At 71.5% G+C, this 13,111-nt stretch carries 15 protein-coding genes; 7 read left to right on the top strand and 8 right to left on the bottom strand.

The genetic code is table 11. From position 1 onward, the window contains the following. Window position 1 precedes the first annotated feature (1 nt). The 5 genes from FH610_RS20215 to FH610_RS20195 all read right to left on the bottom strand — a co-directional run bounded on the left by FH610_RS20215 (window position 2) and on the right by FH610_RS20195 (window position 3,899). Window positions 2–367 (bottom strand): ClpX C4-type zinc finger protein, encoded by a 366-nt coding sequence (locus tag FH610_RS20215; RefSeq protein ID WP_139576084.1) that lies wholly within the window; start codon window positions 365–367, stop codon window positions 2–4. Window positions 368–479: 112 nt separating this feature from the next. After that, window positions 480–764, bottom strand: coding sequence for a hypothetical protein (locus FH610_RS20210; protein ID WP_139576083.1), 285 nt, complete (start codon window positions 762–764; stop codon window positions 480–482). A gap of 205 nt (window positions 765–969) precedes the next feature. Then, window positions 970–2,400, bottom strand: a complete 1,431-nt coding sequence (locus FH610_RS20205; protein WP_205825916.1) for an MFS transporter — start codon at window positions 2,398–2,400, stop codon at window positions 970–972. A 76-nt stretch (window positions 2,401–2,476) separates the two neighbouring features. Continuing rightward, the gene (locus tag FH610_RS20200) at window positions 2,477–2,962 is read right to left on the bottom strand and encodes a MarR family winged helix-turn-helix transcriptional regulator (RefSeq protein ID WP_139576081.1); all 486 of its coding nucleotides are present in this window, start codon (window positions 2,960–2,962) and stop codon (window positions 2,477–2,479) included. 70 nt (window positions 2,963–3,032) lie between these two features. Then, window positions 3,033–3,899, bottom strand: a complete 867-nt coding sequence (locus tag FH610_RS20195) for a dihydrodipicolinate synthase family protein (protein WP_139576080.1) — start codon at window positions 3,897–3,899, stop codon at window positions 3,033–3,035. A 103-nt stretch (window positions 3,900–4,002) separates the two neighbouring features. Between FH610_RS20195 and FH610_RS20190 the strand changes: the two genes are divergently transcribed. After that, window positions 4,003–4,902, top strand: coding sequence for a LysR family transcriptional regulator (locus tag FH610_RS20190; protein ID WP_139576079.1), 900 nt, complete (start codon window positions 4,003–4,005; stop codon window positions 4,900–4,902). Window positions 4,903–4,905: 3 nt separating this feature from the next. Here the strand turns inward: FH610_RS20190 and FH610_RS20185 are convergent, their stop codons facing one another. Together FH610_RS20185 and FH610_RS20180 are read right to left on the bottom strand one after the other, a co-directional pair. Beyond that, window positions 4,906–5,928: a hypothetical protein gene (locus FH610_RS20185; protein ID WP_139576078.1), complete on the bottom strand. Its 1,023-nt coding sequence runs from the start codon at window positions 5,926–5,928 to the stop codon at window positions 4,906–4,908. A gap of 94 nt (window positions 5,929–6,022) precedes the next feature. Next, window positions 6,023–6,976, bottom strand: a complete 954-nt coding sequence (locus FH610_RS20180; protein ID WP_139576077.1) for a DMT family transporter — start codon at window positions 6,974–6,976, stop codon at window positions 6,023–6,025. On the opposite strand from FH610_RS20180, the gene FH610_RS20175 reads away from it, so the two are divergent. The 6 genes from FH610_RS20175 to FH610_RS20150 all read left to right on the top strand — a co-directional run bounded on the left by FH610_RS20175 (window position 6,975) and on the right by FH610_RS20150 (window position 11,911). Beyond that, window positions 6,975–8,390 (top strand): aminotransferase-like domain-containing protein, encoded by a 1,416-nt coding sequence (locus tag FH610_RS20175; RefSeq protein ID WP_139576076.1) that lies wholly within the window; start codon window positions 6,975–6,977, stop codon window positions 8,388–8,390. The two genes, FH610_RS20180 and FH610_RS20175, sit on opposite strands and share 2 nt — an antisense overlap. A 64-nt stretch (window positions 8,391–8,454) precedes the next feature. Continuing rightward, the gene (locus FH610_RS20170) at window positions 8,455–9,243 is read left to right on the top strand and encodes a hypothetical protein (protein ID WP_139576075.1); all 789 of its coding nucleotides are present in this window, start codon (window positions 8,455–8,457) and stop codon (window positions 9,241–9,243) included. A 205-nt stretch (window positions 9,244–9,448) separates the two neighbouring features. Continuing rightward, a complete protein-coding gene (locus tag FH610_RS20165) occupies window positions 9,449–9,994 on the top strand; it encodes a CGNR zinc finger domain-containing protein (protein ID WP_139576074.1) in 546 nt (181 codons plus the stop codon). Window positions 9,995–10,032: 38 nt separating this feature from the next. Further along, the gene (locus FH610_RS20160) at window positions 10,033–10,635 is read left to right on the top strand and encodes a GNAT family N-acetyltransferase (RefSeq protein WP_139576073.1); all 603 of its coding nucleotides are present in this window, start codon (window positions 10,033–10,035) and stop codon (window positions 10,633–10,635) included. Between the two features lie 142 nt (window positions 10,636–10,777). Continuing rightward, window positions 10,778–11,650, top strand: coding sequence for a 1,4-dihydroxy-2-naphthoate polyprenyltransferase (locus FH610_RS20155; RefSeq protein ID WP_139576072.1), 873 nt, complete (start codon window positions 10,778–10,780; stop codon window positions 11,648–11,650). Window positions 11,651–11,677: 27 nt separating this feature from the next. Beyond that, window positions 11,678–11,911 (top strand): hypothetical protein, encoded by a 234-nt coding sequence (locus FH610_RS20150; protein WP_139576071.1) that lies wholly within the window; start codon window positions 11,678–11,680, stop codon window positions 11,909–11,911. On the opposite strand, the gene FH610_RS20145 is transcribed toward FH610_RS20150, so the two are convergent. Continuing rightward, a complete protein-coding gene (locus FH610_RS20145) occupies window positions 11,892–13,106 on the bottom strand; it encodes an FAD-dependent monooxygenase (protein ID WP_240809077.1) in 1,215 nt (404 codons plus the stop codon). The genes FH610_RS20150 and FH610_RS20145 overlap by 20 nt on opposite strands. Window positions 13,107–13,111: the final 5 nt, after the last annotated feature.

Raw genomic sequence — 13,111 nt, 5'->3', positions numbered from 1 at the left:
GTCACTCCTCGCCGGAGAACCTCTCCCAGGCGGACTGCCGGGTCATGCCGAGCGCGGCACCGATCCTGGCCCAGGTGGCGCCCCGGTCGCGCGCCCGCTGGACCCAGACCCGCAGGTTGTCCTCGACCTGCGCGCCCACCTCGGCGATCCGCGGAAGGAACTCCAGGATCTGCTCGACGGTCATGCTCTCGGTGTACGGGATCTCCGGCGTCTCGACCGACTGGGCTGCCAGGATCTCGGCGCAGAGCCCGACGCATTCGTTGCAGATGTGGACGCCGGCACCGGCGATCATCTTGGCCACATCGGTCTTCGGCTTGGAGCAGAACGAGCAGCGGATGTCCTGTTCCGCCAGAGAAGGAGCCGGCATGTCGCCTCCAAGGGGATAACGTGTCAGGCTGTTCCTGACGCTCGCCCCACAGGCTAGGCCGTCAGGAGCAGCCTGACAACGGATCATCCGGAAAGCGATGTTTCCCGGCGGCTCAGCTCTTGGGGCCGAAGGCGTGCGGGACCTCTCCCTTGCGTCCGCAGCGCGGGCAGGGCCGGTATCGCCCGGACCACCAGGTGGCCTTGAGCGTGCCACTGCCCTTGCACTTGGGGCACCTGGACAGGTAGTTGCGTACGTAGTCGGAGACGAGCCAGATGCCGAAGAAGGCTCCGGCGAGGACGAGAAGAGTCTGGGAATCCACCATGGCTCCGTAGTCGGGGGACAGACCGGCGACGAACGCGTCGCCGTACGGAAGCCGGTCGCGCGGGGGCGCGGTCACCGTCACTCACCGGCCGGGCGAGGCAGTGCGTGAGGCGGGCGCGGGTCGTCACCCGCACCGCGGGTGCGCGCATGGCCTGCGAGGGAACGCGCATCTCCGCCTCCGTCAACACTGGTCGCACGGGAGAGGACGCAGCATGGCCCCCGGCCGGTGACAGCCGGGGGCCGTTTCGTTGGAGTCACAGGGCCCTGGGGCGCGGCAGCCCTCAGACTCGCTCGGGCTGGAGCTCCGCCGCCTGCTCCACGCCCGCCCGGGGCCGTCGCAGGACGACGTACGCGGCCACGAGGGCGCTGACCAGCAGGACCAGGGAGACCGTGAAGGCCAGCCGGTAGCCGCCGGTCAGCGCGACCGCCTCGCTCGCCCCGCCCGCCAGCAGCCCCTCCGTGCGGGAGGCGGCCAGCGTGGACAGCAGCGCGACGCCGACGGCCATCCCGACCTGCTGGGTCGTGTTGAAGAACCCCGAGACCAGGCCCGCGTCGTCGGAACGGGCGCCGGACATGCCGAGCGCGGTCAGCGCCGGAAGCACCAGGCCTCCGCCCATGATGAGCACCATCACGGGGAGCAGGTCGGTCACGTAGCGGGCGTCGACAGGGACGCGGGTGAGCCAGGCCATCGCGCCGATAAGGAGCACCAGGCCGCCCAGCAGCACGGCACGCGCGCCGAAGCGGGTGCTCAGCCGCGGGGACGCGAACAGCGACACCCCCGCGATGGCCAGCGCCGCCGGGAGCATGGCCAGGCCGGTGTCGAGCGCGCCATACCGGAGCACCTGCTGCATGAACAGCGCCGCCATGACCTGGAAGGCGAACATCGCGCCCAGCGTCAGGACCTGCACCAGGTTGGCCCCGGCGACGGCGCGCGAGCGGAGGATCCGCAGCGGCATGAGCGGGGTCCGGGCGGTCGCCTGGCGGACGAGGAACGCGGCCAGCAGCACGAGCGACACCGCGCCGAACCACAGGGAGCGCAGGCCGTACCGCTCGATCTGGACCACGGCGTAGATGCCCAGCATGAGACCGGCCGTGACCAGCAGGGCGCCGACGGCGTCCGCGCCCGCCGACAGCCCGAGCCCCCTCTCGGCGGGCAGCGCCCGGACCGCCAGCGCGATCGTGACCACGCCGATCGGCACGTTGACGAGGAAGATGTAGTTCCAGCCCAGCGCGTCGGTGAGGACTCCGCCGAGCACCTGGCCCAGCGACGCCCCGGCGGCGCCGGTGAAGCTGAAGACGCCGATGGCCTTCGCCCTCTCCCCCGCGTCCGTGAAGGTCGTCACCAGGATGCCGAGCACGACCGCCGAGGCCATGGCGCTGCCGACGCCTTGAAGGAATCGGGCGCCGATCAGCGCCCCCGGCCCGGTGGCGGCTCCGGCCAGCAGGGAGGCGGCGGCGAAGACGGCGTTGCCCGCCAGGAACATGGCCCGGCGGCCGATCAGGTCGCCCAGCCGGCCCGCCAGCAGGAGCAGTCCGCCATACGCGATGAGGTAGGCGTTCACCGTCCAGCTCAGCTCAGCGGGCGCGAAGCCGAGATCCCGCTGGATGGCGGGCATGGCCACAGTCACGATGCTGCCGTCGAGCACCGTCATCAGCATCGTGGCGGACAGCACGCCCAGCACGAGCCACCGGGATCGGGATATACGCGACATGAGTCGCCTCCTGTTCATGAGGAACAGGAAAAACCGTAGCAGATAGTTTTGTTGTAGACGATCCCTTATGGACCGATCATCCGCGGTGACGCGCCCGCCTGACCGGCTGCGGCGCCTCCACCGCCGTGGCCAGATGCCCCGTGACCAGCCGGTTGAGCGCGCGTACGAGCACCTCCGCCTCCTCCTCCGGCAGCGACCCGAGGGCGGCCCGGTGGACGCCGTCGACGACCTCCTGGCTCCGCTTCGCCACCTGCGCGCCCTTCTCCGTGACCGCGACGATCCGGGCGCGCCGGTCGGTGCTGGACGGGCGGCGCTCGGCGAGGCCGGCCTTCTCCAGAGCGTCGAGGGTGACCACCATCGTGGTCTTGTCCATGTCGCCGAGCTCGGCGAGCTGGATCTGCGTACGCTCCTCCTGCAGCGCGTGGACGAGCACGCAGTGCATGCGCGCCGTCAGGCCGATCTCGGCGAGGGCCGCCGCCATCTGCGTTCGCAGCACGTGGCTGGTGTGGTCGAGCAGGAAGGACAGGTCGGGCTCGTTACGCGAGGGTGCCATGGCGGTCATGCGTCCAGGCTATCAATTCGTCCGCTTGCGGATTATCTCCAAGAGTCCTGCCGGCGTCCCCCTCCGGCGGTCACAGTGTCCGCAGGGCGGCCTCGATCGACGCCTGACTCGCCGGGACGAGCGGGAGCCGTACGGCGGCGGTGGGAATGCGGCCCTGCGCGTGCAGGACGCCCTTCAGGACGGTCGGATTGGGCTCGGCGAACATGGCCGCCGACATGAGCGACAGCCGGTGACCGAGGGCGCGGGCGTGCTCGACCTCCCCGGCCCGCCACGCCTGGAAGAGCTCGGCGAACTCGCCGGTGCGCAGGTGGGCGGAGGCGAGGATGCCGCCGGCGGCGCCCAGGGCGAGCAGCGCGGACAGGAACGGGTCGTCCCCGGCGAGCACCGCGAAGTCGGCCGGCGGGTCGGCGAGCAGGGCGACCGTGTCGAGGTCGACGCCGCCGACCGCGTGCTTGACCCCGGCCACCATGGGCAGCTCGCCCAGCCGGCGCAGCGTGGCCGCGCCCACCGACTGCCCGGTCCGGTAGGGGATGTTGTAGACGACCAGCGGCACCGGGGTCTGCTCGGACAGCGCGGTGAAGTGGGCGAGCACGCCGGCCTCGGACGGGCGGACGAACGCCGGAACCGTCACCAGCGCCGCGTCCGCCTCCCCCTTGAGGGCGCGCAGCGCCTCGGCCGTGCTCCGCGTGTCGGCCGACCCCGCGCCGACGGTGAGCGTGGCGCCCCGCTCCCGGCAGACCCGGCCGCAGATCTCGATCACCGCGCGCCGTTCCTCCTCGGCCAGCGTGGCGACCTCCGCGGTGGTGCCGAGCGCGACGAGCCCGGACGCGCCGTCGTCGAGCACGGCGTGGGCCAGGTCTTCGAGCGATTCGAACGCGATCTCGCCGTCCTCGGCGAATGGGGTGATCAGCGGGACATGGATGCCGGAAAGAGTCATACCGCGATCCTTCCGGCGAGCAACCGTGTAGGTCCAGTTCGCATTTCTGTCGAAACCGTTAAGCTGAACTGATGATCGATACCCACAGGCTCCGCCTGCGCTGATGCTCGATGTCCGCAGGCTCCGCCTGCTCCGTGAGCTCGCCTACCGTGGCACGATCGCGGCGGTGGCCGAGGCGCTGACGTTCACCCCCTCGGCCGTCTCCCAGCAGCTCGCCGCGCTGGAACGCGAGGCGGGGGTCGCCCTGCTGGAGCGCACCGGACGCCGGGTCGTGCTCACCCCCGCCGGCGTGGCGCTGGTGCGGCACGCGGAGGCCGTCCTCGAACGGCTGGAGCAGGCGGCGGCGGAACTCGCCGCGGCCAGGACCGACCTGTCCGGAACCAACCTGGCCGGGACCGTGCGGATCGGCGCCTTTCCCACGGCGACCCGCGCCATCCTCCCCTCCGCCCTGGCGGCGCTCGCCCGCAGCCACCCGAGCCTGGATCCGATGGTGGACGAGGTCGACCCGGCCGAGGTCGCGCCGCGCCTGCGCGCCGGCGAGCTCGACGTCGCCCTGGTCCACGAGTACGACTTCGTCCCGGCCGAGCCCGACCTCGCCCTGGACGCCGTCCCCCTCCTCGACGAACCCATGTACCTGGCCACCGTGCACACCGTGAGCGGCGAGGGGGACGCGGCCACGCTCCTCACCTGCCGGGACGCGCCGTGGATCGTCTCCACCCCCGGCACGCTCTGCCACGCGATGACCGTGCGCGCCTGCCAGGCGGCCGGTTTCTCCCCTCGCGTACGCCACCATATCGACGACTTCGCCACGGTCCTGGCGATGGTCGCCGTCGGGCAGGGCGTGGCGCTCGTGCCGGAGCTGGGCACCGCCGACCCGCCCGAAGGCGTCACGCTGACCGCGCTGTCGATGCGCCGCCGCACCCGTGTCGCCTTCCGCCGGGGCGCCGGCGGCCACCCCGCCGTCGTCGCGCTGATCGCGGCCCTGCGTTCCGCCGTTCGATAGGGCTCAGAACACCGGGATGATGTCCTCCGGGTCGATGACGTCGACATCCACACCGTCGATGTCGAGTTCCGGGATCGCGGGGAACTCGATCCCCCACCGCTCGACGATCGCGCGTACGCGGGCCATCGCCACCCGCCAGTTGTCGGCCTGCTCCTCGTACGACAGCACGCCGAGGCCGCCCTCCCGCGCGTGGTCCATCAGCACGCGGTGGTTGTGCAGGAAGTACGGCGGGAGCTCCCAGAAGCCCTCGGGCGGCTCCCACAGGATCATCGACAGGAACACGAACCCGGCGCGCAGCTGCCGCGTGATCAGGCCGCGTACGTCGTCGGTGAGCCCGGGCCACTCGTTCTCCAGGATCGTCATGCAGATCTGGAGGTGCCGCGACTCGTCCCGGCCGATCTTGTGGAACATGTCCGAGAACAGGGGGTGCTCGGTGCCGGAGGCCATCCCCCGGAACAGCGTCGAGGCCGCCATCTCCCCCATCATGAAGCTCGTGAACAGCACGGCGAGCGAGTACTTGCCCACGGCCGCGTTGTAGCCGTTCCAGTAGCGCCCGCCATTGTGGTAGAGCCAGCCGATATTGTTGTGCGCCGCCCGCTCCAGGTCGGTGGAGGGCTGCCAGTCGAGCGGGCCGCCGGGCCACAGCCGCGCGATCGCGCGCTGGCAGCACTCCTCGTGGTTCATCTCGTCACGGGTGATCGAGAAGAAGCACTTGCGTACGGGATCCTCCTCGTGCTTCTCGAACGCCTGGATGGTGGCGCGGGCGAAGACGGCCGGGCCTGAGGCGTCGAAGTTGGCCAGCACGGAGAACCAGTACATGATCCCCAGCCGCTGCTCGGCCGTGAACTGGCCGGGATCGAGCAGGTTCCACGGCAGGTCGGCGGGGTTCCAGACCATCCGCTTGGACTTCTCGTAGATCGCCGCGAGCTTCTCGGTCTCCACCCGCCACTCCATCGGGTAGATGTTGGGCTGCGGGATCTCGGGCGCCGGCCAGAAACCACCCTCAGGAACCACGACGTCCGACATCGCCTCACCATCCCGCGTGCGTGTGACCGGCTCGCTTGCGTAACCCCATCTTGTAACACCGTCAGCCTCATCCTGCGCCGTGCCGTCACACCAATCAAGTGGCCACACCGCGCCGCCCGCGGCTGGCTTGTGTGACCGCCACGCACACGAGCACGGCCAGGGCCGCCGCGATCGTCGCGACGCCGATCTCCTCGTGCAGCAGCAGCCAGGCCCACACCAGCGTGATCAGCGGCTGGGCGAGCTGGATCTGGCCGGCACGGGCGATCCCGCCCATCGCGAGCCCGGCATACCACGGGATGAACCCGAGGAACATCGACACCAGCCCGACGTACGCGAACCCGGCCAGCGACTCGGCCGACGGCTCCATGGGCGTGGTGATCGCCAGCACCGCCGTCACGGGCACGGTGAGCGGGGCCGCGAGCACCAGGGCGTACGAGATGACGCGCCAGCCGGGGGTCTCCCGCGCGAGGCGTCCGCCCTCGGTGTAGCCGACGGCGGCCGACAGCAGGGCGAGCACGAGCAGCACGTCGGCCCCGGCGAAGCGGCCGGTCCCCCGGGTCAGCGTGAACACGGTGATCGACAGCGCGCCGGCCGCACAGGCCACCCAGAACAGGGGTTTCGGCCGCTCCCCCGCCCGCAGCACGGCGAACGCGGCCGTGGCGGCCGGGAGCAGGCCGATGACGACGGCCGAGTGGGCCGTGCTCGCGCCGCCGTCCAGGGCCAGGCCGCTGAACAGCGGGAAGCCGAGAACCACGCCCAGCGCGATCATCGCGTACGACCGCAGGTGGGCGCGGGGCGGCAGGAGCGGCGCCCCGGCGGCCTTCAGGCAGATCACCGCGGCGAGCGCCGCGAGCGCGGCGCGCCCGATCGCGACGAGGTACGGATCGAACCCCCGCATCGCGAACACGGTCGCGGGAAACGAGCCCGAGAACGACAGGACGCCCGCGCCCGCCAGGAGGCTGCCCCGCCATGCCAGGCGGCGAGGGGCATTCGCGGCGGGAGCGTCCGCTATCGGAAGGAGGTCAATAGCGCTATCGTCAGCTTTCATGCATGACGATAGCAGTATCGTCCGTCTCGCCGCGATACTCCGGGAGGAGACGGAACGGTCGCGGCCGGGCGAACGGCTGCCGTCCAGCAGGGAGATCATGCGCCGCCACGGCGTGGGCCCGGTGACGGTCTCGCGGGCGATCGCGCAGCTCGCGGCGGAGGGCCGGGTCGTCACCCGTCCCGGCGCGGGCGTGTTCGTGGCCCCGGCCCGGCGGCCGGTCGCGGAGGCGCCCGACCTGTCGTGGCAGACCGTGGCCCTGGGCGACCGGGTGGTGGACGACTCGGCGACGGCGAGCCTGCTGGCCCAGCCCCCCGACGGTGTCGTGCCGCTCACGGGCGGCTATCTCAACCCCGAGCTGCGCCCGGTCAAGGGGCTGGCCGCGGCGGCGGCGAGAGCCGTACGCCGGCCGGAGGCGTGGAGCATGCCGCCGCTGAACGGCCTGCCGGAGCTGCGCCGGTGGTTCGCCATGGAGGTCGGCGGCGCGGTGACGCAGAACGACGTGCTCGTGGTGAGCGGCGGACAGTCGGCGCTCACTCTCGCGTTCCGCGCGCTGGCGGCTCCCGGCTCGCCGATCCTTGTCGAGACCCCCACCTACCCGGGCGCGCTCGCGGCGGCCAAGGCGGCCGGACTGCGCGCGAGCGCGGTGCCGCTCGACAAGGACGGCGTGCGGCCCGACCTCCTGGCGGAGGCGTTCGCTATGACGGGGGCGCGGGTGTTCTACTGCCAGCCGACGCTGCACAATCCCACCGGGGCGACGCTGACCCGCGAGCGCAGGGAGCAGGTGCTCGCCGTGGCCCGGGCGGCGGGGGCGTTCGTGATCGAGGACGACTACGCGCGATATCTGGCCACAGGACCGGTCCCGCCGCCCATGGTGACCATGGACGCCCACGGCACGGTGGTCCACATCCTGTCGCTGAGCAAGATCACATCGCCCAGTCTGCGAGTGGCGGGCCTGACCGCGCGGGGCCCGGCCGCGCACCGGCTGCGGGCCTGCCAGGTGGTGGAGTCGTTCTTCGTCGCCCGGCCCCTGCAGGAGACGGCCGTGGAGTTCGTGGGCTCCACCGCCTGGCGGCGTCACATCGGCACCGTCCGGCAGGAGATCGGCGTGCGGCAGGCCACGCTGCTGACCGGGCTCGCCCGCCACGCGCCCGCCGCCGAGGTGCACCTGGCGCCTCCCGGTGGCCTGCACGTCTGGGTACGGCTGCCGCCCGGCACCGACGAGGCGGAGGTGGTCGAGACGGCGCAGGCGCGGGGCGTGCTGGTGAGCCCGGGGCGCATCTACTACCCCGCCGAGCCCCCGGGACCGCGGCTGCGGCTGACCCACACGGCCGCGACCGGCCTGCCCGAGCTGGAAGAGGGCATCCGCCGCCTCGCCCCGGTCCTGTCCCGCGAGCCACATCAGTCCCACTGGTGAACCTTCGCCCCGGCTGAGTCGTCTTTTCTCTGTCGCCCTTCAACCCCCTCACAGAGGAGACACCGTGCGCGTCCGCTCTCTGTTGATCGCGTTATGCGCCGTGCTCGCGTCAGCCGGCCTGCTCGTCGTCCCGTTCGCCGCCGAGGCCGCCCCCACCGGGACTTCCTCCGCCTCGGCGGGCTGCTACCACCAGGTCGGGGACCATTGGGAATGCGTCACGCCCGGCGCCTTCTGCCCGGCGGCGGCGCACGGCAGGAACGGAACCTCGGAGGACGGCGACTCCTACCGCTGTGTGCAGGACGGCTCCTACTGGCGGTGGAAGCCGGCCGGCTCCTCCGGCGGCGCGACACAGGAGCCGACGGCCAAGCCGACCCCGAAGCCGACCCCGAAGCCCACGCCGACCGCGAGGCCGGCGGGGTCGAAATGCTCCCAGAAGTACCTGCCGCTGCCGGACCCGAAGTGCCAGCCGGGGACGCGTAACCCCGCGGTCACCCAGGAGACGATCAAGTCCACGATCTGCAGCCCCGGCTACAGCAGGAAGGTCGCGCCTCCGGTGAGCTACGCCAACGCGCTGCGCGTCACGCAGATCGCCCAGTACGGCTACGCGGACAGGAGGCCGTCGCACTACAAGGAGGACCACCTCATCCCGCTGTCCCTGGGCGGGTCGCCCAAGAGCGCGAAGAACCTGTGGCCCCAGCCGGTTCTGGCGGGCAAGGGCAAGACCCCGGCCGACAAGGACGCGGTCGAGCTCACCCTGTGGAGGGCCGTGTGCCACGGCGAGGTGCCGCTCGCCAAGGCGCAGCAGGCTATCGCCAAGAACTGGCGGACCGCGGTGCGGCGGCTCGGACTCTAGATCCCTGGGTCATCGGCGCCTCCGCTCGCCGGCGCTCCTCCGACACGCGCTCGCGGCGCTCCTTGTTTCGCGATGCCAGATAGGCCAGGTAGCCGACACGCATGGAATCCTCCTCGGAATAGCCGACACCAGTGAAACGCTTGCGATGGTGTTGGTATTTCGCGACCTCCGACTGTCGTACAGTGGTCACGAGGGGTGATCGATCATGACGGGCCCGGCGGAGCTGCTCCGCGACTTCGTGAACACCTACGACGTCGAGGGAGACGCCGACGAGCTGGCCTCGCCGGCCGAACTGTCCGTCTGGCTGCGCGAACGCGGGCTGATCGGCGACGACGACCGCGCCGCCGACGAGGACCTCGCGGTGGCGACCCAGCTGCGCGAAGGACTGCGGGCCGCGTTGCGCGGCAACCACGACGGAGGTCCGTACGAGGTTCCGGAGGGGCTGGACGCGGCGCTGGCGGGACTGCCGGTCCGCGTGACGCTCTCGGCGGGGACGCCGGCGCTCGAGCCCGTGAGGTCCGGAGTGGCGGGCGGGCTCACACGGCTCGCGGCGCTGATCCCGGCCGCCCACGCCGACGGCACCTGGCCACGGCTGAAGGTCTGCGCCGAGAGCACCTGTCAATGGGCGTTCATCGACTCCTCGAAAAACCGGTCTCGCTCCTGGTGCTCCATGCGCGTCTGCGGAAACCGCACAAAAACCCGGGCATATCGGGCACGACGCCAGGCGGAAGGTACGCCGAGGCCCTCCTGACCAGTACGGTGTTACAGGCTAAGAAAGGAGCCCGCCGAATGGGTGTTAGAGCTGCCCGCCTCGAGGACGTCGACGCGGTGACCAGCACCCAGATCCGGGCGTGGAAGGCGGTTTATCGCGACTTCCTGCCACCGATCCCGTTGGAGCAGATGACCGGGCCGGCGGCGGAGAAGATGTGGCGCCGCCAGTGGGAGGAGGCGATCCTCTCGCCGCCCACGCCCCGTCACCGTCTGCTCGTCGCCGTCGAGCGGGTGGTGCCCGACACCGACGCGTTCACCGCGCTCGGCCCCGGCGGCATCCTGGCGACCGCGGCGCAGCGTGCCTCCGACCGGGTCGTGGGGCTGGCGTCGCACGGACCCGCCGAGGACCCCGATCTGCACCCGGCCACCACGGCCGAGTTGATGACGTTGCTCGTCGATCCCAACCACATCAGGCGCGGACACGGCAGCAGGCTGCTCAACGCCACGGTCGACCACCTGCGCGAGGACGGCTACAACACGGTCGTCACCTGGGTCTTCGCCGACAACCACCAGATGATCGGTTTCCTTGAGTCGGCCGGCTGGGGCGAGGACGAGGCCGAGCGCGTCCTCGACATGGGCCGCCCGATCAGGATGATCCGCCTCACCACCGACATCAGCTGAGTGACCTCCCTTTCCGCCCGTCCGTACGGCTTTCGCCCCCGGCGGTGTCGCCTCCGCCAACCCCGCTGTCACGACTTGACAGGGGATTGGCCAAACTAGGTACGCCTTCACCGGCTACGCACAGGTAGGAAAAGGGAGTCACGTGGCCACCCCAGCTCAATGGTTAGCGGGCGCACGCCCCCGTACGCTGCCCGCCGCCGTCGTCCCGGTCGCCGTCGGCACCGGCGCCGCCGTCGCGGAGGACGGCGCGGTCTGGTGGCGAGCCCTGCTCGCACTGTTCGTCGCGCTGGCGCTGCAGATCGGCGTCAACTACGCCAACGACTACAGCGACGGCGTGAAGGGCACCGACAAGGACCGCGTCGGGCCCCTGCGGCTGGTCGGCTCGGGCGTCGCGGCCCCGAAGCAGGTGCTCGCCGCCGCCCTCGGCTGCTTCCTCGCCGCCGCGGTCGCCGGGCTCGTCCTGGTGGTCGCCACCCGCGCGTGGTGGCTGCTGCTCGTCGGCCTCGCCTCCATCCTGGCCGCCTGGTTCTACACGGGAGGCTCCCGCCCGTACGGCTACCGCGCGCTCGGGGAGATCTCGGTCTTCGTGTTCTTCGGCATCGTGGCCGTCGCCGGGACGACGTACGTCCAGGTGGAGCGGCTGACCTGGCTCTCGCTGGCCGCGGCCGTGCCCGTGGGGCTGCTCGCCTGCGCGCTCCTCATGGTCAACAACCTCCGCGACATCGTGACCGACGGCCCCTCCGGCAAGCGCACGCTGGCCGTGGTGCTGGGTGACAGCCGCACGCGCCTGTCCTACTCGGCGACCCTGGTGCTGCCCTTCGTGTTCGCGCTCGCCCTGGTGCCGGTGCGGCCCTTCGCCGCGCTGACCGTGCTGGCGCTCCCCTTCGTGGTGGCCCCGATCAGGGCGGTCCGCTCGGGGGCGACCGGTCCCGCGCTCATCGCGACGCTCCAGCAGACGGGCCGCCTGCAACTGGTCTTCGGCGCCCTGTTCACCCTCGGCCTGGCCCTGTTCTGACCGCGCCCGCGTCTGGCTGGGAATCCGATGGAACACCTGTGGACCTGGGACCGGCACCTGCCGCTGCGGTGGCTGCTGGTCGACGGGTACACGGGCGACACGGACGTCGCGGTGGGGGTCTGCGCCGACGTCGACGGGATGTTCGTCGCACCCGAGCCGCTGCCGGAACCGGAGCGCTACACGCTGCTCGGCTGCGATCCGGCCGGTCCCCCGCGGGCGGGCATGTTCGCCGAGGCAGACGTCACGGTCGAGCTGCGCTGACTTCGGCGTAGTCGCGGAGGGTGATGTTCTCGGCGGTCTTGCGGGCGATCTTGGTGGCCATGTTCTTTCCCGGCAGGTAGGGCATGATCTTGTAGTAGCGGTTGAGGGCCGAGGCCAGGAATCGGCTGCCGGGGACCATGAGCTTGGCCACGCCGTCGCCCATCTTCTGGCAGCCCTCCGCGTACTCGCGCATCTCCCGCTCGTAGGCGGCGAACGCGACGCGGTGGTCGCCGTGCGCGGCGGCCAGTTCACCCGCCAGGACGTACGCGCCGACCAGGGCGAGGCCGGACCCCATCCCGGACAGGGAGGACGGGCAGTAGGCGGCGTCGCCTACCAGAGCCACCCGCCCCCGGGTCCAGGAGTCCATGCGGACCTGGCCGACCGAGTCGAAGTAGAAGTCCGGCGCGACGCGCATCTCCCGCAGCAGCCGATCGCTCTGCCAGCCGTTGCCGGCGAACTGGTCGGCGAGGACGGCCTGCTGCCGGGCCACGTCGCGGCGGTCCAGGTCCAGGATCGGCGAGCCGAAGTAGAAGACGGCCTTGGCCTCGGTGTTGCGGCGCGCGCTGTACATCGCCACCAGCTTGTTGGCGGTGCGGTAGACGTGGCCGGTGTGGTCGAGACCGAGGTGGTTGGCGGTGGTGAAGATCGCGCAGTAGAGCCCCAGGTGCCTGACGTAGTCCTCCTCGGGTCCGAAGGCCAGGCGGCGGGTGATGGAATGCAGGCCGTCGGCGCCGACGACCAGGTCGAACCGGCGCGGCGCGCCACGTTCGAAGGTGACCGTCACCCCGTGGGCGTCCTCGGTGAGCGAGGTGATCGAGTCGCCGAAGACATACTCGGTGTGCTCCTTGGTGGCGTCGTAGAGGATGCGGGCCAGATCGCCGCGGAGGATCTCGACGTCTCCGGCGAACAGGTCGGCGGGCATCCTGGCCAGCGGCTTGCCGGCGCTGTTGACGTACGACATGGAGCCCATGCCGGTGCGGGCGCGTTCGATGTCGTCCAGGATGCCCATCCGGCGCAGGATCGACAGGTGCGCCTCACCCCGGAAGTCGACGGCGTAGCCGCCGTCGCGCAGCGCGGGGGCGCGCTCCACGACGGTGGGGGTGAAGCCGTGGCGGTGGAGCCAGTAGGCGAGGGCGGGGCCGGCGACGGAGGCACCGGAGATCAGCACGCTGCGGTTCGTCATTGCGTTGTCCATGGCAG

It is taken from the genome of Microbispora catharanthi, from assembly GCF_006334915.2.
GTDB lineage: Bacteria > Actinomycetota > Actinomycetes > Streptosporangiales > Streptosporangiaceae > Microbispora > Microbispora catharanthi.
Note: the sequence above shows the minus strand (reverse complement) of the source record. Positions and strands in the feature narration are given on the sequence as shown.